24 protein-coding genes, 1 tRNA gene, 1 pseudogene and 1 other annotated feature are annotated in these 26,101 nt (G+C 54.7%); of the genes and pseudogenes, 10 read left to right on the top strand and 16 right to left on the bottom strand.

The window, feature by feature from the left end:
* Positions 1-13: 13 nt before the first annotated feature.
* A complete protein-coding gene (locus LINBF2_RS10370; protein WP_281888678.1) occupies positions 14-1,045 on the bottom strand; it encodes a CDP-6-deoxy-delta-3,4-glucoseen reductase in 1,032 nt (343 codons plus the stop codon).
* Between the two features lie 34 nt (positions 1,046-1,079).
* Here LINBF2_RS10370 and LINBF2_RS10365 point away from each other — a divergent pair, with 34 nt between their 5' ends.
* Entirely contained in the window at positions 1,080-1,994 is a 915-nt protein-coding gene (locus tag LINBF2_RS10365; protein WP_281888676.1) for an NAD-dependent epimerase/dehydratase family protein, read from the top strand.
* On the opposite strand, the gene LINBF2_RS10360 is transcribed toward LINBF2_RS10365, so the two are convergent.
* From LINBF2_RS10360 to LINBF2_RS10345, 4 genes are all read right to left on the bottom strand, one after another.
* Entirely contained in the window at positions 1,986-2,987 is a 1,002-nt protein-coding gene (locus LINBF2_RS10360; protein WP_281888674.1) for a tripartite tricarboxylate transporter substrate binding protein, read from the bottom strand. The genes LINBF2_RS10365 and LINBF2_RS10360 overlap by 9 nt on opposite strands.
* Before the next feature lie 41 nt (positions 2,988-3,028).
* Positions 3,029-4,150, bottom strand: a complete 1,122-nt coding sequence (locus LINBF2_RS10355; protein ID WP_281888672.1) for an NADH:flavin oxidoreductase/NADH oxidase — start codon at positions 4,148-4,150, stop codon at positions 3,029-3,031.
* Positions 4,151-4,243: 93 nt separating this feature from the next.
* The gene (locus tag LINBF2_RS10350) at positions 4,244-5,407 is read right to left on the bottom strand and encodes a hypothetical protein (protein WP_281888670.1); all 1,164 of its coding nucleotides are present in this window, start codon (positions 5,405-5,407) and stop codon (positions 4,244-4,246) included.
* 145 nt (positions 5,408-5,552) lie between these two features.
* Positions 5,553-5,637 (bottom strand) — tRNA-Leu (locus LINBF2_RS10345).
* 1,630 nt (positions 5,638-7,267) lie between these two features.
* Between LINBF2_RS10345 and LINBF2_RS10340 the strand changes: the two genes are divergently transcribed.
* The 3 genes and pseudogenes from LINBF2_RS10340 (at position 7,268) to LINBF2_RS10330 (ending at position 9,473) form a co-directional block, all read left to right on the top strand.
* On the top strand, positions 7,268-7,543 hold the full coding sequence (locus LINBF2_RS10340; protein ID WP_146100163.1) for a hypothetical protein: 276 nt from the start codon (positions 7,268-7,270) through the stop codon (positions 7,541-7,543).
* A 2-nt stretch (positions 7,544-7,545) separates the two neighbouring features.
* Positions 7,546-8,349 carry a tetratricopeptide repeat protein gene (locus tag LINBF2_RS10335; protein WP_104801206.1) on the top strand — a complete coding sequence of 268 codons (804 nt, stop codon included), beginning with the start codon at positions 7,546-7,548 and terminating at the stop codon, positions 8,347-8,349.
* Positions 8,350-8,492: 143 nt separating this feature from the next.
* Positions 8,493-9,473: pseudogene (locus tag LINBF2_RS10330) on the top strand (IS3 family transposase).
* Positions 8,771-8,887 (top strand) — a sequence feature (AL1L pseudoknot). It overlaps the preceding pseudogene by 117 nt.
* A gap of 70 nt (positions 9,474-9,543) precedes the next feature.
* Here LINBF2_RS10330 and LINBF2_RS10325 read toward each other — a convergent pair.
* Positions 9,544-9,714 (bottom strand): hypothetical protein, encoded by a 171-nt coding sequence (locus LINBF2_RS10325; protein WP_161499771.1) that lies wholly within the window; start codon positions 9,712-9,714, stop codon positions 9,544-9,546.
* Between the two features lie 11 nt (positions 9,715-9,725).
* Positions 9,726-10,055 carry a hypothetical protein gene (locus tag LINBF2_RS10320; RefSeq protein WP_104801328.1) on the bottom strand — a complete coding sequence of 110 codons (330 nt, stop codon included), beginning with the start codon at positions 10,053-10,055 and terminating at the stop codon, positions 9,726-9,728.
* Between the two features lie 137 nt (positions 10,056-10,192).
* On the opposite strand from LINBF2_RS10320, the gene LINBF2_RS10315 reads away from it, so the two are divergent.
* Positions 10,193-10,423 carry a hypothetical protein gene (locus LINBF2_RS10315; RefSeq protein WP_104801329.1) on the top strand — a complete coding sequence of 77 codons (231 nt, stop codon included), beginning with the start codon at positions 10,193-10,195 and terminating at the stop codon, positions 10,421-10,423.
* A 53-nt stretch (positions 10,424-10,476) separates the two neighbouring features.
* Here LINBF2_RS10315 and LINBF2_RS10310 read toward each other — a convergent pair whose 3' ends face one another.
* Positions 10,477-11,022, bottom strand: a complete 546-nt coding sequence (locus tag LINBF2_RS10310) for a phasin family protein (protein WP_104801330.1) — start codon at positions 11,020-11,022, stop codon at positions 10,477-10,479.
* Between the two features lie 139 nt (positions 11,023-11,161).
* On the opposite strand from LINBF2_RS10310, the gene cysM reads away from it, so the two are divergent.
* On the top strand, positions 11,162-12,064 hold the full coding sequence (cysM, locus tag LINBF2_RS10305; RefSeq protein WP_104801428.1) for a cysteine synthase CysM: 903 nt from the start codon (positions 11,162-11,164) through the stop codon (positions 12,062-12,064).
* Complete coding sequence (locus LINBF2_RS10300) at positions 12,061-12,288, top strand: sulfurtransferase TusA family protein (RefSeq protein ID WP_281888665.1); 228 nt, start codon at positions 12,061-12,063, stop codon at positions 12,286-12,288. Before cysM ends, LINBF2_RS10300 begins: the two co-directional genes overlap by 4 nt.
* On the opposite strand, the gene galU is transcribed toward LINBF2_RS10300, so the two are convergent.
* Positions 12,275-13,174 carry a UTP--glucose-1-phosphate uridylyltransferase GalU gene (galU, locus tag LINBF2_RS10295; RefSeq protein ID WP_281888663.1) on the bottom strand — a complete coding sequence of 300 codons (900 nt, stop codon included), beginning with the start codon at positions 13,172-13,174 and terminating at the stop codon, positions 12,275-12,277. The genes LINBF2_RS10300 and galU overlap by 14 nt on opposite strands.
* 39 nt (positions 13,175-13,213) lie before the next feature.
* On the bottom strand, positions 13,214-16,231 hold the full coding sequence (locus LINBF2_RS10290) for a valine--tRNA ligase (protein WP_281888661.1): 3,018 nt from the start codon (positions 16,229-16,231) through the stop codon (positions 13,214-13,216).
* A 170-nt stretch (positions 16,232-16,401) separates the two neighbouring features.
* Between LINBF2_RS10290 and LINBF2_RS10285 the strand changes: the two genes are divergently transcribed.
* The 3 genes from LINBF2_RS10285 to queF all read left to right on the top strand — a co-directional run bounded on the left by LINBF2_RS10285 (position 16,402) and on the right by queF (position 19,679).
* Positions 16,402-17,991: an ABC transporter substrate-binding protein gene (locus LINBF2_RS10285; protein ID WP_281888659.1), complete on the top strand. Its 1,590-nt coding sequence runs from the start codon at positions 16,402-16,404 to the stop codon at positions 17,989-17,991.
* 61 nt (positions 17,992-18,052) lie between these two features.
* Positions 18,053-18,829, top strand: coding sequence for a peroxide stress protein YaaA (gene yaaA / locus LINBF2_RS10280; protein ID WP_281888657.1), 777 nt, complete (start codon positions 18,053-18,055; stop codon positions 18,827-18,829).
* A 4-nt stretch (positions 18,830-18,833) separates the two neighbouring features.
* Positions 18,834-19,679: an NADPH-dependent 7-cyano-7-deazaguanine reductase QueF gene (queF, locus tag LINBF2_RS10275; RefSeq protein WP_281888655.1), complete on the top strand. Its 846-nt coding sequence runs from the start codon at positions 18,834-18,836 to the stop codon at positions 19,677-19,679.
* A 10-nt stretch (positions 19,680-19,689) separates the two neighbouring features.
* Here the strand turns inward: queF and LINBF2_RS10270 are convergent, their stop codons facing one another.
* From LINBF2_RS10270 to LINBF2_RS10245, 6 genes are all read right to left on the bottom strand, one after another.
* Complete coding sequence (locus LINBF2_RS10270; protein ID WP_281888653.1) at positions 19,690-20,760, bottom strand: HD domain-containing phosphohydrolase; 1,071 nt, start codon at positions 20,758-20,760, stop codon at positions 19,690-19,692.
* Positions 20,761-20,762: 2 nt separating this feature from the next.
* Entirely contained in the window at positions 20,763-22,184 is a 1,422-nt protein-coding gene (locus LINBF2_RS10265; protein WP_281888651.1) for an ATP-binding protein, read from the bottom strand.
* 1 nt (position 22,185) lies between these two features.
* On the bottom strand, positions 22,186-23,046 hold the full coding sequence (locus LINBF2_RS10260) for a phosphate/phosphite/phosphonate ABC transporter substrate-binding protein (protein WP_281888650.1): 861 nt from the start codon (positions 23,044-23,046) through the stop codon (positions 22,186-22,188).
* A gap of 54 nt (positions 23,047-23,100) precedes the next feature.
* A complete protein-coding gene (gene dinB, locus LINBF2_RS10255) occupies positions 23,101-24,324 on the bottom strand; it encodes a DNA polymerase IV (RefSeq protein ID WP_281891323.1) in 1,224 nt (407 codons plus the stop codon).
* Between the two features lie 81 nt (positions 24,325-24,405).
* Positions 24,406-24,915, bottom strand: a complete 510-nt coding sequence (locus LINBF2_RS10250) for an anti-sigma factor (protein ID WP_281888648.1) — start codon at positions 24,913-24,915, stop codon at positions 24,406-24,408.
* Positions 24,916-24,943: 28 nt separating this feature from the next.
* Complete coding sequence (locus LINBF2_RS10245; protein WP_281888646.1) at positions 24,944-26,098, bottom strand: alpha-hydroxy acid oxidase; 1,155 nt, start codon at positions 26,096-26,098, stop codon at positions 24,944-24,946.
* Between the last annotated feature and the right edge of the window lie 3 nt (positions 26,099-26,101).

Here is a 26,101-nt window from a genome sequence, read left to right as displayed (position 1 = left end):
GGTTTTCTCGTGTTTAGGCTTTGTCAGCCGCTGAGGTGAATGAGTCGGCATAGAACTCGTCCGTCGGCAAACCTGCTTGTGTATAGGCTGCGCGGGCCGAGTCCACCACGATAGGTGCACCGCAGGCATACACCTGATGGCCGCTGAGGTTTGCGTGGTCTTGCAAAACAGCCGCGTGCACAAAGCCTGTGCGGCCCGTCCAGTGGTCTTCTGGCAAAGCGTCAGACACGACGGGCACGTAGGAGAGGTTTGGCATGGCGGCGGCTTGGGCTTGCACCCAGTTGTGCATGTACAAGTCGGCAGGGCGGCGACCACCCCAGTAGAGCGTCACGGGGCGTGTAATGTCCTTATGTTGCATGTGCTCCAAGATAGCTTTGATGGGCGCAAAGCCTGTGCCTGAGGCCAAGAATATCAAAGGCTTGTCAGAATCTTCACGCAAGAAGAAGCTGCCTTGTGGGCCTTCGATGCGTTGGATTTCTTTTTCTTTCATCGCACCAAACACGTGGTCGGTGAATTTGCCACCGGGCATGTGACGGATGTGAAGCTCAATCGCGGGAGAGCCTTCCACAAAGGTGTGCGGTGCATTGGCCATCGAGTAGCTGCGGCGGTCACCGTCGCGCAACAAAAAGTCCACGTACTGACCTGCATGGAATTTCATCGGGTCAGTGGCGGGCAGTTGCAGCTTGACGATCATCACGTCGTGCGATGCTTTCTCCAGCGAGACCACACGCACTGGCATTTTCTTAATGGGGAAGGCGCCTTCTTCCACCACTTGGCGCGACTCGAGCACCACATCGCTGTGCGCAGTGGCGCAGCAGGTGAGCACAAAGCCGTTGGCCGCTTCTTCAGGGCTGAGGGCTTTTTCTTGGTGTTTGCCGTGGGTCACTTCGCCCGAAATCTTTTTGCACTTGCAAGAGCCGCATGCACCATCTTTGCAGCCGTAGGGCAGGCCAATGCCTTGGCGCAGGCCGGCGGCCAGCAAGGTTTCATCAGAAGTGGCAGTGAATGCGCGGCCGCTGGGTTGGACCGTGATGTTGAAACTCATCTTTGGGTATCCTTGAACTTTTATAGGGTGTATTTTGCCTTCCAATCAATCCCCCCTCGGCGCTTTGCCTTCTCGCTTCAAACGTGAGCGTTTGCTCATCATCGGCTGCGGTGATGTGGGCCAGCGCGTGGTGCGTGTGCAGCGCCATGTGCGGGTGGTGGCGCTCACCTCTAGCCCTGACCGTCTGGCTGCCTTGCGGGCCCAAGGCGTGACACCAATCGTGGGTAATTTGGATGCGCCAGCCTCTTTGCAACGCTTGGCGGGCTGGGCCACGCGTGTGTTGCACTTGGCCCCTCCGCCCTTGCAGGGCTACACAGATCCACGTACTTTGGCCTTGACTCGAATGCTGATGCGCCGCAGCGCACCGCAGAGCGTGGTGTACGGCTCGACCAGCGGTGTGTATGGCGATTGCGCCGGCGCATGGGTCAATGAAAACCGGATGGTGAACCCCATCACTCCCAGAGCCCAGCGCCGTGTGGATGCCGAAGCGCGTGTGCGTCATATGGGCCGTTTGCGCTCTAGCGCGATACGGGTGAGTGTGCTGCGCATCCCCGGCATCTATGCGCCAGATCGCGAAGGAGGCACACCGCGTGACCGACTGTTGCGTGGCACGCCTGTGCTGGCGCAGGCTGACGATGTGTTCACCAACCACATCCACGCTGACGACTTGGCGCGTGCGTGTCAATTGGCTCTTTGGCGCGGCCAGCCGCAACGCGTGTACAACGTGAACGACGACAGTCAGATGTTGATGGGCGATTACTTTGACATGGCGGCTGGCTTGTATGACCTGGCCAAGCCACCACGCATCAGCCGCGCCCAAGCGCAAACCGAGCTGCCTGCCATGCAGCTGAGTTTCATGAGCGAGTCACGCCGCATGGTGAACACGCGCATGAAGCGCGAGCTGCGTTTGCAGCTGCGCTATGCAGACGTCAAAGACGGCTTAGTCTGACTTGATGTTGCCCGCCTTGATGGCCTTGGCCCAGCTGGCGGTGTCGCGCTCCAGCAGTTTGGTGGTGTTCTCGGGTGTGAGGTAGCGCACTTCCACGCCCGCAGCATCCGCGCGTTGCTTGGTTTCTGGTTGTTCCATGCTGCGCTTGACATCAGCTGAGAGCTTTTGCACCACGTCTTTGGGTGTGCCGCTGGCCACGTACAAGGCCACCCATGATTCCAATTCAAAGCCACTCAAGCCTGCTTCTGAGGCGGTGGGGACTTGGGGCAGTTGTGGGTGACGCGTTTTGCCTGTGACCGCCAACGCTTTGAGTTTGCCATTGAGCACATGGCCCATCACCGATGGCGGCGTGGTGATGAACACCTGCACTTGGCCAGCCAGCACGTCTTGAATGGCTTGGCCCGAGCCCTTGTAAGGCACGTGCGTCATTTCAATGCCGGTTTGTTGTTTGAAGATTTCCGTACCGATGTGTGACACCGAGCCATTACCTTGTGAGGCGTAGTTGATCTTGCCTGGGTTTTGTTTGGCCCACGCGATGAACTCTTTCAAGTTGTTGGCAGGCACGGAAGGGTGCACGGCAATCACGTTGGTCGCCACGGTGATGAGGCCCACTGGTGTGAGGTCTTTCAAGTCCCAAGGCAGTTTGTCCATCAAGATGGGGTTGGCAATGTGATAACCCGAGTACGACACCAACACGGTGTAGCCGTCTTTGGCGCTGCGTGCCACGTTGGCATAAGCCAAGTTGCCGCTGCCGCCGGGCTTGTTGTCCACTACTACCGATTGGCCTGTGAGGCGGGCCAAAGGCTCGCTCACCAAACGGGCCGAGGTGTCCACCAAACCGCCGGGTGGGTTGGGCACCACCAAGGTGATGGGTTTGCTGGGATAGGCATCGGCTTGCGCATGTGCCGCGAATGGGGCAAGGCTTGCCCCCGCGCTAATGAGGGTGGCGGCCAAGAGGCTCAAGTTGAGGTGGCGGCGTTTGAGGTGTTTCATGTGTTGTCTCCTGTTTATGAGTTTGGCGTGATCGTTGAGGCTCAGCGTTGGCCCATGTGTACCGATTCAAAAATGCCTTGCGCTTCACGCGGCATGCAGCGCCAGTACTGCGGGCTCGCTTGCACTTTGCCATGCAAAGCAGCCGCGGCTTCCCACACCCAACGGGGTTTGTAAAGGAAGGCGCGGGCGAGAGCAATCAGATCCGCATCGCCGCGCACCAAGATGTCTTCAGCTTGTTGCGGTTCGGTGATGAGTCCCACGGTGATGGTGGGCATACCGGTTTTTTGCTTCACCAGTTTGGCGAACGGCACTTGGTAGTCGGGGCCGATGGCAATTTTTTGTTGCGCAGCTACGCCACCGGATGAGATGTGCACAAAGTCTGCGCCTGCGAGCTTCAAGCGCAGTGAGAAGTCGGCGGTTTCTTCGGGCGTCCAGCCGTTGTCTACCCAGTCGGAGGCCGAGATGCGCATGCCCAGCGAGCCTTTGAACACGGCGCGTACCGCTTCAAACACTTCCATGGGAAAGCGCGTGCGGTTGTCAAAGTTTCCGCCGTAGGCATCGGTGCGATGGTTGGCGATGGGCGACAAGAACTGGTGCAACAAATAGCCGTGTGCGCCGTGCAGCTCGATGGCTTCAATGCCCATGGCTTCTGCGCGTTGAGCGGCTTTGGCAAATGCTTGTTTGATGCGTTCTAGTCCTTGAGCGTCTAGCTCGTGTGGGGCAGTTTCTTGCGCTAAGTGAGGAATGGCAGAGGGCGCTTCTGTGGCCCAGCCGCCTTGTGCTGGGGTCAGCAACTGACCACCTTGCCAAGGCGCTGCGCTTGATGCCTTGCGCCCTGCGTGCGCGAGCTGGATGCACACCGGCACGTTGGGTGCAAGCTTGCGTGCGCGATGCAGTTTGTCTTGCAAAGCAGCTGCTGTTGCGTCATCCCACAAGCCCAAACACAAAGGTGTGATGCGGCCTTCGGGCACGACGGCTGTGGCCTCGATGATGAACATGGCAGCACCGCTGTTGAGCAAGTTGGTCCAATGCGCCAAGTGCCAATCGGTGGCTTGGCCGTTGTCGGCTGAGTATTGGCACATGGGGGCCACGATGGCGCGGTTGGCCAAGGTGAGCGGGCCGCGTGGCGAGGTCAGGGTGAATTCAGAAAAGAGGTGACTCAAGGTGCGCTCCAGAAACAAAAATGCCTGCGGATGAGGCAGGCATGGATCCTAATCAGAGTTCAGCGCGCACGCTGGCATGTGCGTGACAAGGCGTTAGTCGAGATCGATGTCGAAATCTTCCGGATTGCCTTTTTGAAGTTTGCCGTCCTCTTTGTGCACTTTTTCTTCGAAATCCGTCAAACGCCCGTTGAGGGCCTCTACGTTGTGTTTGATGCCTGCAAGACGGCCATGAAACGCGTCGTTCATCTGCTCGCGTTTGAGTTTGGCCAGTCGCTGTTGTTCCGCTGCCGTCAATGGCGCATGTGGTGCCACCGCAGGGGTGCTGGGCTTGGTGGCGCTTGATGTGGCTGAGCTTGCAGGTGCACTAGAAGTGCTGCCGCTTTGCATGCCGGTGGGAAAGTCTACTTTTTTACGCTCAACCTCACCTGGTGGGAGTTGCTCAAAGTGCGACTCAATCTTGCTGTTGTCCACGCCTTGACGATTGATACCCGCTGGTCCATCTTGAGGTGCGGCTTGCCGATTGAGCGAAGCCGCATCCGTACCGATGGGCTGATTGTTGGGTGCTATGCCTGGGCCTTGTGGGATGGCTTGTTGGTTGTTGGCGACGCTATCTTGATTGAGCGTTTGCTGGTTGTTTTGCCCACCTAAGTTGGCCAATTTTTGTTCATTGGCGCCGTTGGCATCAGTGGCGATGCCCTGTTGGTTTTTTGCATTGCCATCTTGGCCTAGCAATTGGCGATTGACTGCCACATCGTCTTTGGCAAGCGCTTGCAAATTAGCAGCCGCGGCTGGGTCGTTGCCGATGTCTTGTACGTTGGCGACGATGTTCCCTACGGGGATGTTCTGCACATTGGAGGTAATGGCATCTGTGGGGATGCCTTGGCGATTCGCCTCAATTGCTTTCTCACCCGCGATGTTTTGCTTGTTGGCCGCGATATTGCTGCCGCCAACGCTTTGCAGGTTGGCCGCGATCGCGTCTGATGAGACACTTTGCACATTAGGTGCGATTCCTTTGACGTTGCCAACCGATTGAATGTTGTCTTGAATTTTGTCGGTGGTGACGTTTTGTACGTTAGCAGCGCCTTGACTGGCTGCAACTTTTTGGATGTTGGCGTCTGCAGCGCCGTCGTCAGTTGCAATATGCTCTGTGTGTTCTGCCAGTGCTGCCGCAAGGGCTTTTTCAGCATCTAAAGCGGCAAGCGCTTTTTCTTCAAATGCGCGCTTGCGAGCTTCGGTCTCTTCTTCATGAGAAACCACGATGTTTTTTGGGGTTTTGGCGTTTCCGGTGTGCTCGGAAACAGAGACATGATGCTCAGCACCACTTCTGACTATGTTGGAAAAGTCGTCGTCATTCATAAATTTGAAGGCGTCGCTATCGAGTCAGGACGGTAAAGGATACCGATGGTGCCCGGGGCCGGAATCGAACCGGCACGCCTCGCGGCGGGGGATTTTGAGTCCCCTGCGTCTACCAATTTCACCACCCGGGCACGGGAGAGAAGAGCAATATTATGACACAGATTTCCCATCGTTCGAGCTTGCGGTGAGAAAACTTGTGTCATGGTGGTGGACGGGTGGCTGTGAGGATGGGTTGGGCAGAGGTCGGACAGTTGGGAGATTTTGCTTATCTGTTGTATCGGCACGAGTTACTAGAACTTGTGCAGGTTTTTACGCTCGCGACAACTGCAATAACAACTCGATTGGCATTGAACATGTGCAACAGCGGCACTATCGTTGACGTTTTCTTTAATTGCTGAAAATTTTTTATTACTGCACACAGTTTGTGCATCGCAATTTCACGCTCAAGAGCCACCAGCATTTGCGGTTCAAACTACTTGAAAGATGGCGTCAAAGCTGGATTTTGAATTCAACTCGCCGCCATTACTAGTCTTCAAATAGGCTCAAAAAATACGCATTTGCGAATGCTCTTTAAGTGAAATTCGAAAAGTAAGTATTTCCTACCAAAACACTGCCGGTAGCGTATTGAGCTTGTTTTCAACACCAGATATAGTGTCACCTTAACGTTCGCTTACAACGAGCGTTAAAAAGAAAAGGCCACAAAGGGGTTCAGAGCCCAATGCAGCCTTTGACAGGAAACTTTTTTACCGGTCACCTGTCGCCCTCTCGTTTCGGAGTTGGTGCTGTGAAGTCTATACGACATCGCTTACGCCATTTTTCAGGGTATTCAATGACCGGGTTAACACGCCAACATTTGGAGAAAAACCATGGCAACTCACAAACCCGGCTCGTCCACTGGCAACAGTGGCGGCATATTTCAACAAGTAGGTCCAAAGGGAGGCAAGCAGCCAAACTTTGCAACCGTAGCTGACGGTAAGCCGCTGCCACCGACTACCAAGCCAGGACATGGCTGGGTACCGATTAAGACGACCCCAAACAGCAAACGCTAACCCTGAAAGGAATAAAAATGGCAATGGAGCTATATAGAAACTTGAATCGCGATTCTGGTGTGCACTCATATGAACTCGGTGATAACCAAATTGTTGTCAAGTTCAATGATCGGGCGACTTACACATACACCCAGCAGAGTATTGGTCTAACTAACTTGCTCAAAATGAAGGAGTTAGCCACAGCTGGGCGAGGGTTGAACAGTTACATCAATAAAACCCCCAGTGTAAAAAAAGCATTACGCAAGCCGTTCTGTGAATTGACATATGTGACAGCTGTTCAATTAGCCCAAGCATAAATTCAACCTGTGCTTGAAGACGCACGATCTAATCCATCGTGCGTTTTGCTTTTTGTAACTCTAAAATGAGAGTTAGCTGCTGTCGTGCAACACGACACTACAGCCCCTAACCAAAGTCCCGCCCATTTACTCTGGCTCAGGTCGCCCAACTGCACACACTAAATTACGCTGTGCGTTTTGGATCGGGAAGAGAAGGGCTTGCCGCAGCGATCTGTGCGATTTGGTACTTTGGCCAATGAGTGTTGAGTTAGAGAGCTTTACTTATTTCTTAGATCTTGCAGCAATACAACACCTTGCATTTAACACTCAATATGAGTATAGTAGTGAGAATTCACTTGAACAAATACGAGTCTGTAATGCGTTTTATTTTGTCAATTCTTTTGCTAACTAGTTCGTCTTTTGTATTAGCAGACGTAATGGATGATTTGCCTAAAAATAATAGGTACAACTATGTGAAAAAAATATCCGCAGCAGGAAATCTTAGTGTTTTCGATCAGTATGAGGCGCAAGACAGTTCCAAGATAATCTTTTTATGTATCCCTAATTCATTCTCCTTTAAAGTACAAGCGTTGTGGGATGTCGTAATATCGAATAAGCAAGAAGCCACAAAACTCGCAAAAAGTACATGTTCAGAACAGTATTCAAGATTTGTTTTGCTAGGTTACGGTGTAAAAGTTGAAAACAGGTATTAACTATGAAATGGCTGTTAAAAATTTGGTTCATCACACTGTGCATTAATAGTTTTGCCAACGATTTCGAGGATGCCTCTGCTGCTTACAAACGTGGAAATTGCGCTGAGGCCCTTATGAAATTCCGACAAGCGGCAATTCAAAACAATATAGATGCCCAAGTGAATCTAGGTATTATGTACGGCTCTGGTAAATGTACGAAGCAAGACTATGCCGAATCGCTTAAATGGATTCATCTTGCAGTAGCGCTAAACAGTGCGTCTGCACAAGATGTTCTCGGGACTATGTACGCATACGGATATGGAGTAGTGCAGGACCATTCGGAAGCAATCAATTGGTATCAATTGGCTGCGCAGCAGGGAAATGCTAACGCACAATTCAACTTAGGTGTTTCATACGATAACGGATATGGGGTATTGCAAAATTATGCTGAGGCAATCAAATGGTATCAACTTGCGGCGGAACAAGGGCATGATTACGCTCAATTCAACCTAGGGAGAATGTATGGACTCGGACATGGTCTAGTCCAAGACTACTCAAGAGAATTAAAGTGGTATCAACTTTCGGCTCAGCAAGGCAACTCTGATGCGCAGTTCAACTTGGGTATCCTTTATTACCAAGGAAATGGTATTACGCGAAATTACTTGAAGGCACACATGTGGTTTAACTTGGCAGCCATTAAAGGAAATGCTGAGAGCGTGGAAGCAAGGGCGCTCGCTGCTAAAAAGCTAACTTCAGCGCAAGTAATGGAAGCCCAACGAATGGCTAATGAATGTGCGACTAGTGACTACAAGAAATGCGATTTATGAGAGATGCCGGTAGGTTTTACTGTGAATCCAGCAAGGCCATAGCCCTCTGCGTCTATCGGGGTGCTGGCGCTAGGGCAGACTCAGGTCAAACTCTGAATCGCCCCGTGTTTTGAGGAGGCTCCAAGCTTTGAGAAGATGGAGCTATGAGCAAATCAAATCGTTTTTCCCCCGAAGTACGCGAACGCGCTGTTCGCATGTTGCAAGACCACCGTGGCGAATATCCGTCCACATGGGCGGCCATTGAATCAATTGCACTCAAGATCGGCTGCGCCCCTCAAACCCTTCACGAATGGGTTCGTAAGCACGAAGTCGACAGCGGCGTGCGCGGCGGCACCACCAGCGCTGAGCATGACCGAATCAAGGAACTTGAACGCGAGAACAAAGAGCTGCGTCGGGCCAATGAGATCTTGAAGGTGGCCAGCGCGTTTTTCGCCCAGGCGGAGCTCGACCGCCGACTCAAGTCTTGAAGCGTTTCGTCGACCAGCATCGCAATACCTTCGGGGTCGAGCCAATTTGCAAGGTTTTGCAAATTGCCCCGTCTTGCTACAGGCGACACGCCGCCCTGCAACGCAACCCACAACTTCGCTGTGCAAGAGCCAAGCGCGATGATGAATTGATCCCTCACATTCAACGCGTTTGGAACGCCAACTTGCAGGTCTATGGCGCGGACAAGGTCTGGCATCAAATGAATCGAGAGGGCATACCCGTAGCCCGTTGCACGGTGGAGCGTTTGATGAAGCACCTGGGCCTGCACGGCGTACGTCGTGGCAAGGTGGTGCCACCACGTTCTCAGACAAGGCGGCCATGTGCCCGCTGGACAGGGTTAACAGGCAGTTCAAGGCCGAACGGCCCAATCAGTTGTGGGTGTCGGACTTCACCTACGTCTCAACTTGGCAGGGTTGGCTGTACGTGGCGTTCGTAACGGGCTGTACAAGACCGAGTTGATTCACCGCCGTGCGCCTTGGAAAACGAAGGAGTCTGTGGAATTGGCAACTCTTGAATGGGTGTCTTGGTTCAACCACCACAGGTTGCTGGAGCCGATTGGGTATATTCCACCTGCCGAGGCTGAGGCCAACTACTATCGGCAACTCGCTGAGAAGGCCAACACCGAGGTGCTAACTTAAACCAACTGGCCTCCTCGAAATGCGGGGCGATTCAAACTTTCTCCGATCTTGGTTTGAGCTGCTCTTGAAGTCAGTCTTTGTATTTTGACAATACAAAGACCGCGGGCAACAAACCAAGAGGAAGCAGCATGGCGCCGATGTTCATGAACTCATCTGTGTGCAACAACCCGAACCCCAATGCAGACAGCGCCAATCCCCATGGCACCAGCTGATGCAATTCAATTTTGGGTAGCTTTTTCATCGCCACGGTTTTTATGAGTTGTCATCGATGAAGATGCCTTTGAGCTTCTTCGCATCAAGCAAGCTGGGATCAATCCTGTCAAACACCACTTCGCGAACCACCTCACCATCGGCACTTTTGACTTTCAAGTGCAAGGCTTTGTCTTCGTGGTTGATGGAGTAATTGAGGTCGGTCAACTTCACGCGCGCAGGTTGTTTCGTCAGCGTGTCCGGCTTTTGTTCGGACTTGACCTGCTGAGTACCGTCCATGGTGCGGTGTGTGTCTTTTGAAAACGCAACAGCACCGTCCTTGGTTGTTTCCAAAGATTTCAAGGATGCAACGGTGACGTGGTAGTCAGACATGAGAGATGGGATTTTTACGTACTGCCTAGGCAGTATCGGCACGAAATCCAATAACTTGAGCCTGTTGAATGACAAGCGGGGTGCAGGGCGTCATCGTCAGCAATTACCCTTGGTCAATCATTCGATAAAATTGATACATGAGCAAAGACGACGTCACCACCAAAATCGCCAGCGACGGTCTTCGCTACAAATCCAAAGCGGGCGGCAGTCCGTTTGGTGCTACGGGCAACATGATCAACACCATGAGTTGCATGAAGTGTGGTTTGCACAAGCCGCGTGCTCTCGGCTCATTTCGCCGCTTGCTGGATAAAAGCCATTTCTTCTGTGGCGATTGCCGCCCAGTCAAGGCGGCCGAACCCACCGCATAAAAAAATCCCCGTGCCTTGCGACACGGGGATTTATTTTTTAACGCAACGAAGTTTTAGGCGCGCGCTTTGCGACGCACAGGTGCCTTGGCTGCTTTAGGTGCGTGTTCTTTCAATTTGGCAATGCCTTCTTGAGCCAACTCGGCAGTTTTCTTGGCGTTTTTGCGGGCTTCGGCGAGTGCTTTGTTGCCTGCATCCACAGCGGCTTTGACAGCTTGCACAGCAGCTTCAGAGCCTTCAGGGGCTTTCTTCAGGTTTTCATGGAGCGCTTTGTTGGCCGCTGTGTGGGCTTGGTCAAAGTGACCTTCTGCGAAAGCGGTGGCTTCGGCTTGGAATTGTTGGCCCAGTTCGAATGCCGTGGCGGCAAAGCCTGCCAAGCTCTTGGCGGATGTTTCCAATTGGTCCTTCAACAGGGCAATCGCTGCTGTTGGATCTTTCACTTCCAAGGCAGATGCCAGTTGCTCTTGAGCCAACTCGGCACTGACCTTGGCTTGCTCAAGTGTCAACTCAGTGATGCGCTCAACTTGCGCGAATGACAGGTTAGCCAATTCGAAAGCAGCTTGCATAGAGGCTTCAACTTGGGGTTTGATTGGGTTTTGCATGATGAGTCCTTAGGTCGTTAAATTTGATAAAGGAATGTTATCGACGATTTTTGAAAAAACAACGGGGTTGCTTCGCTTTAGAGCTAGGTCTCTAGGCCCTTCCCGACTTATGGCACAGTAGCGTCTTATGAGTTCAAACCTGATTTATCCCACGATTGAAGACGCCATTGGCAAGACGCCTTTGGTCGCTTTGCAGCGCATGGGCGCTGCCGACAACGCCAAACGCGGCAACGTGATTTTGGGCAAGCTCGAAGGCAACAACCCTGCGGGTTCTGTGAAAGACCGTCCCGCTTTGTCGATGATTCAACGCGCGCAAGAGCGCGGCGACATCAAACCTGGCGACACTTTGATTGAAGCCACCTCTGGCAACACCGGCATTGCACTGGCCATGGCTGCGGCCATCAAGGGCTACCGCATGGTGCTCATCATGCCCGAGGACTTGTCGATTGAACGTGCGCAAACCATGAAGGCCTTTGGTGCTGAATTGATTTTGACGCCCAAGAGCGGCGGCATGGAATACGCTCGCGACTTGGCTGAGCGCATGCAAGCCGAGGGCAAAGGCCGCATGCTCGACCAGTTTGCCAACGAAGACAACCCACGCATCCATTACGAGACCACAGGCCCTGAGTTGTGGGAGCAAACGCAGGGCCGCATCACGCACTTCGTGAGCGCTATGGGCACCACGGGCACCATCACCGGTGTGTCGCGCTTCTTGAAAGAGAAGAACCCTGCCATTCGCATCATCGGTGCGCAGCCTTCGGAAGGTTCGCGCATCCCTGGCATTCGCAAATGGCCGCAAGAGTACCTGCCCAAAATTTACGACGCCAGCAACGTGGATGAGTTGGTCTACGTGAGCCAAGACGATGCCGAAGACATGTGCCGCCGCTTGGCACGTGAAGAGGGCATCTTTGCTGGTATTTCTGCTGCGGGCGCCTGTTGGGTGGCGATGCAAGTTGCGCAGCAGGTTGAGAACGCGACGGTTGCTTTTATCGTGTGCGACCGTGGCGACCGTTACTTGTCTACCGGAGTGTTTCCCGCATGAACATCGATGTCGAACTGGACACGCGTGGCCTGAACTGCCCGCTGCCGATTTTGAAAGCCAAAAAAGCATTGGCGGGGATGCAGAGTGGTCAGGTGCTGAAAGTCGTGTCAACCGACACGGGCTCGGTGCGTGACTTTGCAGCGTTTGCTAAGCAAACTGGGAATGAACTGTTGTCGCAAACCACCGAGGGCAGCGACTTTGTTCACATCCTCAAGCGACGTTGAATGAAGCGATGTTGAGGTGTTTGAGGTAGTCGCGGAATTCAGCGCCGACTTCCGCGTGTTGCAAGGCAAGTTCGACGCTCGCTTGCAAGAAGCCCACTTTGCTACCGCAGTCGTAGCGCTTGCCTTCGTATGAGTAGGCCATCACTTTTTCTGTGGCCAATAAACCGGCAATGCCGTCAGTGAGTTGAATTTCACCTTGCACACCACGGCCGCCTGCGCGAATGCGCTCGAACACCGCAGGGGTCAAGATGTAGCGGCCAGCCACCGTGGTGCGAGAGGGTGCTACTTCGGCTTTGGGTTTTTCCACCATTTGCTGGATGTCTACCAGACCGTTGCCAATGTCTTTGCCTGCCACCACGCCGTAACGGTGCACATGCTCTAGGGGCACTTCTTGCACGGCCAACACAGAAGACTGTGTGCGCTCAAACACTTCAGCCATTTGCTTCAACACGCCAGGGCCGCCGGGTTTACCGCGCATCAAGTCGTCAGCCAGTAAAACGGCGAAAGGCTCGTCGCCCACCAAGTGTTCGGCACACAGCACCGCATGGCCCAAACCGAGCGCGCGAGCTTGGCGCACGTACACGCATTGCATGTCGTCGGGTTGCACGCTGCGCACGATGTCGAGCAGGGCTTGTTTGCCTGCGGCTTCGAGTTCGGTTTCCAACTCATAGGCCATGTCAAAGTGGTCTTCGATGGCGCGCTTGCTGCGGCCTGTGACAAAAATCATTTCACGAATGCCAGCCTCATAGGCCTCTTCCACCGCGTATTGGATGAGCGGCTTGTCCACCACGGTCAGCATTTCTTTGGGGCTGGCTTTGGTGGCGGGCAAGAATCGTGTGCCCATGCCTGCAACAGGGAACACGGCTTTGGTGAGAGCTTTGGTCATATGCGTGAAATTAATAGTTTTGGCAAGTTTAACGGGGCATTATTTCTGCAGTTTGACAAGCTGCTCTTGCACCTTGGTCAAGGTGGCGGTGAACTCAGCCACACGCTTCTTGGCTTCTTCAATCACGGCCGGCGGTGCTTTGGCCACGAAGGCTTCGTTGCTGAGCTTGGCGCCCGCTTTTGTGATTTCGTTTTGCAAACGGTCCACTTCTTTGCCTAAACGAATCTTCTCGGCGGCCACGTCCACTTCGATGAACAGGCACACACGCAACTCGCCAATCACGGCTACAGGTGCAGCTTGAGCAGCAGCAGACCAAGCCGCTTCGTCGTCAAACACTTTGACTTCGCTGAGCTTAGCCAAGGCTTGCAACACAGGCGCGACGCCTTGCATGAACGCGTGTTCTTCGGCGTTGCCAGCCAATGCAAACAAAGGCATGCGCGTGGCGGGTGACACGCCCATCTCACCGCGCAAGTTGCGGCAAGCATCCACCAATGATTTGACGCGTGCCACATGGCTTTCTGCTTGTTCGTCAATGCGTTCAGGCTGGCTCACGGGGTAAGCCGCGATGCTGATGGAGGCTGTTTTGTCGTCCGCCTTGACGCGACCGGCCACAACAGCCACCGTTTGCCACAGCTCTTCAGTGATGAACGGTGTGATGGGGTGGGCCAAACGCAGAATAGTTTCCAGCGTGCGGATGAGGGTGCGGCGCGTGGCGCGTTTCTGGGCGTCGTCACCAGTGTTGATTTGCACCTTGGCGATTTCCAAATACCAATCGCAGAACTCGTTCCACACGAAGTCGTAAATCGTGTTGGCCACGTTATCGAGGCGGTACTCGGCAAAGCCTTTGGCCACTTCGGCTTCCACGCGTTGCAGCTTAGAAACGATCCAGCGGTCGGCTTGACTGAACTTCAAATAGCCATGGGCTGGACCACCCACCACGCACTCGGCTTTGGTGTGTTCTTTGAGGCCGCAGTCTTGGCCTTCGCAATTCATCAACACAAAGCGTGAAGCGTTCCACACTTTGTTGCAGAAGTTGCGGTAGCCCTCGCAGCGCTTGCTGTCGAAGTTGATGCTGCGGCCCAGTGTGGCCATGGCGGCAAACGTGAAGCGCAGTGCATCTGCACCGTAGGCAGGAATACCTTCTGGAAATTCTTTTTCTGTTTGCTTGCGCACCTTGGGCGCAGTTTCGGGCTTACGCAAACCTTGTGTGCGTTTTTCAAGCAAAGGCTCGAGCGTGATGCCGTCAATCAAATCGACAGGATCCAACACATTGCCTTCTGACTTGCTCATCTTCTTGCCTTGCGCGTCGAGCACCAAGCCGTGGATGTAAACATGTTTGAATGGCACGCGACCTGTGAAGTGGGTCGTCATCATGATCATGCGGGCGACCCAGAAGAAGATGATGTCGTAGCCTGTGACGAGCACGCTGCTTGGCAGGTACAGGTCATAGTCGTCGGTTCCGCTGCCGAGGGTGCCGCAACCGGCCTTGCTCCCACTCGCTTCGCTCGCAATGTCGCTGCGTCCGGCTCCGGCACCCTCGCCAGCTGCGTCGCTGCTCCAACCCAGTGTGCTGAATGGCACCAGTGCGCTGGAATACCAAGTGTCCAGTACGTCTTCGTCGCGCTTGAGTGTTTTGCCAGGGGCCTTAGCCTGAGCCTCAGCTTCATCACGCGCCACATATACGTTGCCGTCTTCGTCGTACCACGCTGGGATTTGGTGACCCCACCACAGCTGGCGCGAGATACACCAGTCTTGGATGTTGTTCATCCACTGGTTATAGGTGTTCACCCAGTTCTCTGGCACAAAACTCACTTGGCCAGATTGCACAGCGTCAATGGCTTTTTGTGCAATGCTCTTGCCTGTTGAGTCTTTGTCGCTGACTTTGTTCATGGCGACGAACCATTGGTCAGTCAACATGGGCTCAATCACTTGGCCGGTGCGGGCGCAGCGCGGAACCATCAGTTTGTGTTTCTTCACTTCCACCAAAGCGCCTGCGGCTTCGAGGTCGGCGACCACAGCCTTGCGGGCCACGAAGCGGTCCAGGCCTCGGTATTTCTCGGGGGCGTTGTTGTTGATGGTGGCGTCCAGATTCAGCACGCAGATCATTTCCAACTTGTGGCGCTGTCCCACTTGGTAGTCGTTGGTGTCGTGCGCGGGCGTGACCTTCACCACGCCGGTGCCGAAGTCTTTGTCCACGTAGTCGTCGGCAATCACGGGGATGGTGCGGCCGCACAGTGGCAGGTTGACCTGCTTGCCGATGAGGTGCTTGTAGCGCTCGTCTTCGGGGTGCACCATCACGGCCACGTCACCCAGCAGGGTTTCGGGACGGGTGGTGGCCACGGTCAATGAACCGCTTCCATCGGCCAAGTCATAGCGGATGTGCCACATCGAGCCGTCTTCTTCTTCGCTCTCAACTTCCAGGTCAGACACCGCGCTCATCAGCACCGGGTCCCAGTTGACCAGGCGCTTGCCACGGTAGATCAGGCCTTGTTCATACAGCTGCACAAAAGTCTCGGTCACGGTCTTGGACAGCTTGGGGTCCATCGTGAAGTATTCGCGGCTCCAGTCCACGCTGTCGCCCATGCGGCGCATCTGGCTGGTGATGGTGTTGCCCGATTCTTCTTTCCACTCCCACACCTTGCTCACAAAGTTTTTGCGCGCTTCGGCAGGGCTGGTGCCCATGTCGTGGCGGCTGATGCCTTTGGCTTGCAGTTGGCGCTCCACCACGATTTGCGTGGCAATGCCCGCGTGGTCAGTGCCGGGAATCCAAGCGGTGTTGAAGCCAGACATGCGGTGGTAGCGCGTCAAGCTGTCCATGATGGTTTGGTTGAACGCATGGCCCATGTGCAGCGTGCCCGTCACGTTGGGGGGCGGCAGTTGGATAGCAAACGCGGGGGCATCGGCTGCAGGTGCGCCTGTGCCACGGAAGCCAGCGACGCCATAGCCGCGTTGTTCCCACTCGGGGCCCCAATGGGCTTCAAGGGCGGCGGGCTCGAACGATTTGGACAGGCGCTCAAGGCCGGGTTGTTCGATGGGTGTAGCGGGCGTGTTGCTCATGGGATGTGTTTTGACAAAAGAAAAACGGCAGACTGAATGCTGCCGTTGGATGCAAGATGCGGCCACGCATTTTACCTAGAGCAAATCCGTGCCTTTTAGTTCAATGCTATTCAGTGATACGCGTAATTTGAATTAAATTAGACCTATTAAATTACTTTCGAATAAATTTTATGAAAAAACTGTTACATCTGGTGATGCTGCTTTGCTTACACGCCACGGCGATGGCGGCTGACAAGACTTTGATTTTTTGCTCAGAAGGTGATCCCGAGTATTTCACTCCCGCCTTCAATGGCACGAGCACCTCGTTTGATGTGACCGGTCAAATTTACGATCGACTCGTTCGGTTTGAGCAAGGTGGCACACAGCTTCGGCCCTCATTGGCTCAGCAATGGCGTGTCTCGAAAGATGGACGCACGTATGTGTTCAGCCTGCGCCGCGGTGTGAAATGGCACAGCAATGCCAATTTCAAACCCACGCGCGATGTCAATGCCGATGACATGTTGTTCACGTTGGGGCGTCAGTGGCAGGCCGATCATCCCTACCGCCATGTGACCCGCAGCCGATACCCGTACTTTGAGAGTTTGGGCTTTGCGCAATTGCTCCAGCGTGTTCGCAAATTGGATGCGTACACGGTGGAGGTGGTGTTGAATCGCCCCGATGCCACCTTTGTGTCGACCTTGGCCATGCAATGGGCGGGTATCCAATCGCAGGAATACGCGCAAGCGATGTTGAACAACCAAACCCCTGAGCTGTTCGACCAGCAACCGATTGGTTCGGGTCCTTTTCAATTCAAAAGTTACACCCGTGGTCAAGAGGTGGTGTTTCAGGCGTTTGACGATTACTGGGAAGGCCGTAGCAAACTGGACCATTTGGTTTTCAGCATCACGCCCAATGCGTCTGAGCGTTGGCGAAAAATCAAGGCTGGGCAATGCCATGTCATGCCTTATCCCAACCCTGCCGATTTGCCTGAGATGAGGCGTACAGATGGTGTGGCCATGCAAGAAAAAACAGGCGTGAACATCGGCTACATGGCTTACAACACCAGCAAGCCACCTTTCACCGATGTGCGTGTGCGCCGCGCTTTGAACATGGCCATCGACACACGCCGCATTTTGCGGCAGGTGTACAAGCACACCGCCTTGCCCGCCACCAATCCGATTCCCCCCATTCAGTGGGGCTACAACCGAAACGTGCCCGAAGACAGCTACGCCCCCGCGCAAGCGATGGCGCTTTTGAAAGAGGCCGGTTACGCCAAAGGCTTCAGTGTCGATTTGTGGGCCATGGACGTGCAGCGCCCTTACATGCCCGACGCCATCGCTGTGGCCAAACTCATTCAAGAAGACTTGGCCGAAATCGGGGTACGCGTCACGGTCAAAACCCACAACTGGTCTGAGTATTTCCAACGCGCGCGTACGGGCGAGCATGACATGGTGTTGTATGGATGGACGGGCGACAACGGCGACCCGGATAACTTCCTCAACACCTTGCTCAGCTGCGATGCGGTGGATGGCAACAACCTCGCACGTTTTTGCAATGCCAGCTACGACGATTTGGTGAAAAAAGCCAAAACCTCGTTGGACCAAAGCGAACGTACCCACCTGTATGAGCAAGCGCAATTGATCTTTAAAGAACAGGCACCTTGGCTGACCATTGCCCATGCCAACCAATACAAGGTGCTGCGTGCCGAGGTGAAAGGTTTTCACATCACGGCGCTGGGGCGGCATTGGTTTTATGGTGTTGATTTGGTGCAGCAGCCTTAGCCGTGAACGGACACAGCATGCACCGCATAATTCAGGCTTCCTTGTGAAGCCTTTTTTTCTTATGTTGTTCTTGCTCTCACCCGCCAAAGCCCTCGACTACGACACCCCTGCGGGTGACGTGCCGCACACACAGCCGCTGTTTATGAAGCAGTCGGCCGAGTTGATTGATGTGCTCAAAGAAAAATCACCGCAAGACATTGCCAGCTTGATGAGCTTGAGCGATGCACTCTCTAGCTTGAACGTGGCGCGCTACCAAGCGTGGAGCCCCAAATTCACCACGAAAAATTCCAAGCAAGCGGTGCTCGCTTTCAACGGCGACGTGTACGAAGGCTTGGATGCCAAAACTTTGAAACCCAAAGACTTGGACTGGGCGCAAGAACACGTGGCGATTTTGAGTGGCCTCTACGGCGTGCTGCGCCCCCTCGACTGGATGCAGCCTTACCGCTTAGAAATGGGCACCTCACTGGCCAACGACAAAGGCAACAACCTCTACAAATTTTGGGGCACACAGATTGCCGATTATTTGAACGAACGTTTGAACGGTGAGCGTGAGCCCATCATCGTCAACTTGGCTTCGCAAGAGTATTTCAAATCGGTGGACCGCAAAGCCCTCAAAGCGCGCGTGATTGAGTGCGTGTTTGAAGACTACAAAGGCGGCAAATACAAAATCATCAGCTTCAACGCCAAGCGTGCGCGCGGATTGATGACGCGCTATGCCGTGACGCACCAAGTCAAAACACCCAAAGGCCTCGAAGGCTTCAACCTCGAAGGCTATGCGTTTGATGCCTCGGTCTCAGAGCCAGACCGCAAAGTGTTCCGCCGCAAATTAGAGGCTTGAATCAATGAACACCCCTGAACAATCACAACTGGGTAAATCGTCGTCGTATGTGGACCAGTACGACGCATCGCTGTTGTTTCCCATTCCGCGTCAAACCAAACGCGATGAAATTGGCATCACTGGCCAGCCGCCATTTTTTGGTGCTGACTTGTGGACGGCGTATGAGCTGAGCTGGCTCAACACACGCGGTAAGCCGCAAGTGGCTTTGGCGCGCATCACCGTGCCTGCAGAGTCCACGCACATCATTGAGAGCAAATCGTTCAAGCTGTACTTGAACAGTTTCAACAACACGCGCATCGACGATGTGGCCGAGTTGCAAACGCGTTTGCGTCAAGACTTGAGCGCGAGCATTTGGCATGGCGAAGCCGTCAAAGCGAGTGTGGGTGTGCAACTGGTGCTGCCCGAGAGCTTTGACCGCGAGCCTGTGCATGAGTTGGATGGTCTCAGTCTTGACCGTTTGGATTTGGAGTGCGACCAATACCAACCCAATCCCGAGTTGCTGACGGCCAATTTCAACGAAGCACCCACCAATGAAACCTTGACCAGCAATTTGCTCAAAAGCAATTGCTTGGTCACGGGCCAGCCTGATTGGGGCAGTGTGCGCATCAGCTACACCGGCCCGCAAATTGACCAAGCGGGTTTGTTGCGTTACATCGTGAGCTTTAGAAACCACAACGAGTTTCATGAGCAATGTGTGGAGCGCATCTTCATGGACATCACACGCCGTTGCAAACCGTTGCGCTTAGAGGTGTATGCGCGCTACACGCGCCGCGGTGGCTTAGACATCAACCCGTGGCGCACCAGCCACCCGCAGGCCATGCCGTCCAACGTGCGCACGGCACGTCAGTGATGACCCGCGCTTAACCGCGCAGGGCTTTCACAAACACATCGGTCATCTCGGGGCAAAACAGCGTGCCCTTGTTGCTCAAAATCACGCGCACTGCATCGGCCGGGCTGCTTTCGCTCTTGGCATAGTCGCCTGATTGCAATTCTTCGTAGGCCTCAACGATGGCCACAATGCGCGCGCCGATGGGAATGTTTTGCCCTGTCAATCCATCGGGAAAGCCCGTGCCGTTGAAGTATTCGTGGTGCGAGCGAATGATGGCGGCCACGCCCTTCATGTCGTCCAAGCTGTTGAGTGTGGTCTCACCCATGGCGCAGTGGGTGCGATACACCTTGGCATCGGCCAAAGGCAATTCGATGAATTTGGTGTTGAGCACGCGGTCGCTCAAACCAATCTTGCCGATGTCATGCAACAAACCTGCGATGTACACCGATTGACATTCGTCATCGCTCAAGCCCGCCAGCTTGGCCATCTTCATTGACAGCGTGGCCACGCGGCGTGAATGCTGCAACAGGTCTGGTCGACGTAATTCCAAGATGTTGGAGAACGCTTTGATCGATGCCACATAGGCTGCACGCAAATCTTTGGTGCGCTCTTGCACGCGAGACTCGAGCGTGTCCACCATTTCATTGAGCGATTCTTTTTGCGCGATGGTGAGCGCTTCTAAGCGGTCATGCTCGTTGGCCAAGGTACCAAATGCGATGGCTGATTTGATGGTGCCCAGCAGTTCTTCGTCGTTCCACGGCTTGGCGGTGTAGCGGTAAATCGCCCCTTGGTTGATGGCCTCAATCGCACCAGACACATCGGAGGCACCCGTGAGCATGAGGCGCATGGTGTGCGGCCATTGTTGGCGTACTTTCTCAAGCAACTCTGTGCCATTCATGCCGGGCATTTGCATGTCAGAAATGATGACGTTCACCGGTTCTTTGGCCAGCAGCTCCAACGCCTGTGCGCCGCTTTCTGCTGTGAACACCTCAAAACCTTCGAGTGACAACATGCGGCGCAAGGCCGACAAAATGTTGGGCTCATCATCTACGCACAACACTTTGTATTGGCTGGCATCGAACGATTCATTGCTAGAAGTCATGGTCATCCTTGGGCCGCAGGGCGTTTGATGGGAAGGGTTATTTTGAAGGTGGTGCCGATGCCTACCGTGCTGTCTACGGTGAGCGTGCCGCCGTGCTGTTGAATGATGTTTTGCGACACAGATAGACCCAAGCCCGTGCCTGTGCCTGGGTCTTTGGTGGTGAAAAACGGGTCAAAGATTTTCTTCAAAATCTCAGGCGTAATGCCAGGCCCGTTGTCTTGCACCTCCACCCAGACCTGTGTGTCATCGCAGTGCGTGCGGATGTCAATCAAGCCCATCTTGCCCTCTGGCATGGCTTGGGCGGCGTTGACGATGAGGTTCAAAAACACTTGGTCAATTTGCGAAGGGGCACATTCGACCAAAGGCAAATTGCCCAGTTCCAGTCGCACATCCGCACGATTTTTGAGTTGATTGCGTGCGATGTTGAGCGTTGACTTCAACCCCACTTGGATGTCTGACGCCACATAGTGCGTGGCCGCATTGGTGCGCGCGTAGTCTTTCAAGTCTTGGATGATGGCCTTCACACGGCCCACGCCTTCTTGGGTTTCTTTCACCAAGTTTTGCAAGTCGTCACGGATGAAGGCGTAGTTGAGTTTTTTCTTAAGCGCCGCCATCTCAGTGCTGTCAGCCTCGGGCGCATCCAACACTTTTTCGTAGACGGCCAAATATTTTTGCAAGGTGGTGAGGTTGGATGACACATAGCCCACGGGGTTGTTGATTTCGTGGGCCACGCCTGCAGCCAGCTCGCCAAGCGAGGCGAGTTTTTCGGATTGCACCAAACGTTTGGTGGCTTCGTCGAGCTTGACTTCAAACATGTGGCCGCGTTTGACCACGGTGAAATACGCGCGCCACAAAAACACACCCAAGATGATGATGCCCGACACCACCGACAACGCCGACAGCAACAACGTTTGTTGGCGCAGGCTGCGCAAGTCTGCGCTGTCGAGTTCGTTGTAGGTTTGCAAACGCACCCACCCGAGGTCTGAGCCCAAGCTCACTTTGGTCCATGTGGTGATGAAGGCGTCATCGCGGGATTGCACAAACGCTTGCTCAGTGGCGGGGGCTTGAATCCAGTTGGGTTCAAACACCAAACGTGGTTCTTGACCCGGTTCACGCTTGAGGGCCGACAGCACCTTGCCTGTGGTGTCGGTCAACACGACCGAGGCCACCTCGGCGTTGGACATGGTTTGCAAAATACGTGACTCCACCGAGGCGTAGTCTTTGAGCACCATCTGGTCAGCCACCGCCACGACCAAGCCTTGCGTGAGGTTGTGTGAGGTTTGAAACTTACCTTCCCACAGCAAGCTTTTCGATTGGTAATACGCCGCCACGCCTGAGCCAATTTGCAGCAACGCCAACGCCAAACCAATCAACAGGGCGGGTTTGATGCTTTGCCATTGCGAGGCGTTCAGGCGCTGCAGCATGTCACTGCCCCGTGAGGACCAAGAACTTCTCGAGCTGCAAAGACTCCAAAGGTTTGTAGTGTTTGGCGTAAGTGACGGCTTGAGGCTTGCTGAGGTTGATGCCATCCAACAGTTTGCGGCCCTCCTCGTCTTGCGTGAGTTTGAGCATGGCCTTCAAGAAGCGCTCGCGCACCGCGGCAGGGACAGACGGGTGCGTGGCCACAGGGTGCGGCGTGTAGGCAGGGGTTTCGTAGAGCACGCGCAACTGTTGGCGCACTTCGGGCGCTTCGTTGTCGAGGGTGTTGTTCACGCCACCGCCAGCGATGGCGTCTTTGCCAATGACCGAGCGGTACACATTGCTGTGTGTTTTGACGAACACGGGTCTGATGTCAATTTTCTTTTTCGCCAATTCGGCGCGAATCAGCAGCGACGCGGCAAATGCATTGGGCGCCGGAAAGCTGATGCTTTTGCCTTTCAACTCCTCCAAGCTTTTGATGGGGCTGTCTGCACGCACCACCAAAATGCCGGTGAGCAAATCTTCGCTGTCGGCCAGCAAGGGCTGGTATTTTTTCTTTTGGTTTGCCAACACCGCGTGATACGGGTTGAGGAACACAAACTCAGGTTCACCCTTGAGCAGCTTTTGCTCAAACTCTGGAATGGTGGCGGACACCCGCAGCTCAAAACACAGGCCGGCATCTTGGCCCACGCGTTGCAACAAAGGGGACCATGTGGTGTAAATTTTGGCAGCGGTGAGCTGAGGCACCACGTCAAAGGTGTAGACCTTGGTGGTGTTTTGTTCACCCAGACAAGCTGCTTGGGTATTGCCGCTTAAAAGAAAAACGCAAGCGAGTAAGCCAAATAGATTGCGTGTGAGTAAGCGCATTTTTCAAAATCCAATTTCATTAATTTTGTTATTTTCGCCTGTGCGGTTCTCTTATCACTTTGGAGCAATATCGTCCCCAAACAGGGACTCGGTATAGGGCTGGTTCGATGTTTCTTCTTTGCGCAGACCTTGAGCTTGCCAGTCTTCTAGTTTCATCAAGGAACCCACACGAACGCCAAACAAACGCAATCGGCGCGTGAGGTCCACACGCTTCAGGCATTGGCCTGCCGCTTGTCGAATCGCAGTGGCTTGGTGGATGTGGTGGTCTAGCGTTTGGTCACGTGTGACGCTTTGAAAGTTGTCGTAGCGCAGCTTGATGCCAATGGTTTTGCCCACATAGCCTTTGCGTTGCAAGTCGGCGGCGACTTGCTCACAGAGCTTGGTGAAGATGGCGCTCAGCGCCTCGCGGTCACGCACGGCATGCAGGTCTTGCTCAAACGTGGTTTCGCGGCTGATGCTCACGGGCTCGCTTTCGGTTTCAATGGGGCGGTCGTCTTTGCCGTGTGCGGCGTCATGCAGCCACGCGCCGTAGCTTTTGCCAAAGTGCTGCATCAGCCACAGGCGGTCGTGCTGCGCCAAATCGCCAATGGTGTGAATGTCGTGCTGGGCCAGCTTGGCTTCTGCTTTGGGGCCAATGCCATTGACCTTGCGACAGGGCAGGGGCCAGATCATGGTTTCCAAATCGTCGGGCTCTACGATGGAAATGCCGTTGGGCTTATTGAACTCACTCGCCATTTTGGCCAGTAGCTTGTTGGGTGCGACGCCTACTGAGCAAGTGAGGCCTGTGTCGTCAAAAATTGCTTTTTGAATCAGGCGCGCCAACACGCGCCCACCTTCACGTTGGCCGCCGGGCACGTCTGTGAAGTCGATGTACACCTCGTCCACGCCCCGGTTTTCCATGAGCGGCGCGATGTCGGTGATGATGCTTTTGAAGCGTTGCGAGTAATGGCGGTATTGGTCAAAGTCCACCGGCAGCAAGATGGCGTCGGGGCACAGCTTGGCCGCCTTCATCACCCCCATGGCTGAGCCCACGCCAAACTGCCGCGCTGCATAGGTGGCGGTGGTGATGACGCCGCGCCCTGTGTAGCCTGCGATGCGCGGAAAAAAGTCGAGCGGAATTTCGTGCAGCTTGTCTTCCGACCATTCGTAGTCGGGGTGGGCCTCACGCAAGCGGGCCAGCATGTCGTCAATACGGCGGCGGCCACCGCCAATCACCACAGGCAAGCCTTTGAGTTGCGGGTAGCGCAGCAGCTCTACGGACGCATAAAACGCGTCCATGTCGAGGTGGGCAATGCGGCGTTGCAGTGCTGCTTCAGGCGAAGAGGTCACAACTCACCCATTCACCAAAGCGCATCCGAGTTAAATGGCTTTTTGAACCAACCAACCTTTGAACAGCAAAGGCTGACGAGGCTTGCCATCACGCGGGCCACGGTCTTTGTTTTCAACGCTGATGGCCAGAGTGCGCGCACCTTCTAAGGCTTGTGCGGGCACATCGAGTTGTTGGGTTTTGTATTTGTTGGTCAGCACGCCCAACATGCGCGGCGTGTCGTCTTCGGCGATGGCCCACACATGCAAGGCTTGCTCACGCCCTTCGAGTACATCGTTCAAGCGTTGCACTTGCAGCTTTTGATTTTTCGGGTCGTAGGTCAGCAGCATGGCGGGGGCCTGCGCATCGTCAAGCAACACGGACACCTCACGCACCTGCGGAATTTCCACCAGCTTGGCTTCGAGGTGGTGAATTTGCGCCTTGAACTGCTCATACATGCTGGCGCTGAACGCCCAGCCGATGAGCACCACGAGGGCCAAGAAAATGCTCAGCGCACGCCACCAGCCGCTGACGCCGGTGGGTGCAGTTTTGTGTTCAGTCATCCGTCAAGTGTGCCTCAACTCATGCACCTCAAGCCGTGGGAAACGTGCCCGGCAGCAAGATGTTGGTGTTCACGTTTTGGATGTTGGTGTGGCCGCAAAACGCCATGGTCACATCCAGTTCTTTGTGGATGATTTGCAGCGCCTTGGTCACGCCTTCTTCGCCCATCGCACCCAAGCCGTACACCATGGCACGGCCAATCAGCACGCCGCGTGCACCCAAGGCCCAAGCCTTGAGCACGTCTTGGCCTGAGCGAATGCCGCCGTCCATCCACACTTCAATTTGGTCGCCCACAGCGGCCACGATAGCGGGCAGGGCTTCGATGCTGGATTGCGCACCGTCGAGTTGGCGACCGCCGTGGTTGCTCACCACGATGGCGTCCGCGCCGCTTTGCGCGGCCAGCTTTGCGTCTTCCACGTCTTGAATGCCTTTGAGGATGAGCTTGCCACCCCATTGGGCTTTGACCCAAGCCACGTCTTCCCACGACAAGCGTGGGTCAAACTGCTCGTTGGTCCATGAGGACAGCGACTTCATGTTGCTCACGCCTTTGACGTGGCCTACCAAGTTGCCAAAGGTGTGGCGGCGTGTGCCTGCCATGCCTAAACACCAGCGTGGCTTGGTCATGAGGTTGATGATGTTGGCGATGGTGGGGCTGGGGGGCGCCGTCAAACCATTCTTCAGGTCTTTGTGGCGTTGGCCAATCACTTGCAAATCGAGCGTCAGGACCAAGGCGCTGCACTTGGCTTTGCGGGCGCGCTCAATCATGTTGGACATGGCTTCGCGGTCGCGCATCATGTAGAGCTGGTACATGAAGGGGGCGGTGGTGGCAGCGGCCACGTCTTCCATCGAGCAAATGCTCATGGTGGACAAGATGAAAGGGATGCCAAATTTCTCAGCAGCGCGGGCGGCTTTGATTTCGCCGTCGGCGCTTTGCATGCCGGTCAAGCCCACGGGGGCAATGGCCACGGGCATCTTCACATCGAGGCCGACCATCTTGGTAGCGGTGGAGCGGTTTTCCATGTTCACCGCCACGCGTTGGCGCAGCTTGATTTTTTGGAAATCCTCTTCGTTGGCGCGGTAAGTGCCCTCGGTCCAGCTGCCGGAATCGGCGTAGTCATAGAACATGCGGGGCACGCGTTTCTCGGCCAAAACGCGCAAGTCTTCGATGTTGGTAATCACGGGCATGGG

Source organism: Limnohabitans sp. TEGF004 (assembly GCF_027924965.1).
GTDB lineage: Bacteria > Pseudomonadota > Gammaproteobacteria > Burkholderiales > Burkholderiaceae_C > Limnohabitans.
This window is presented reverse-complemented; position numbering and strand designations above follow the sequence as displayed.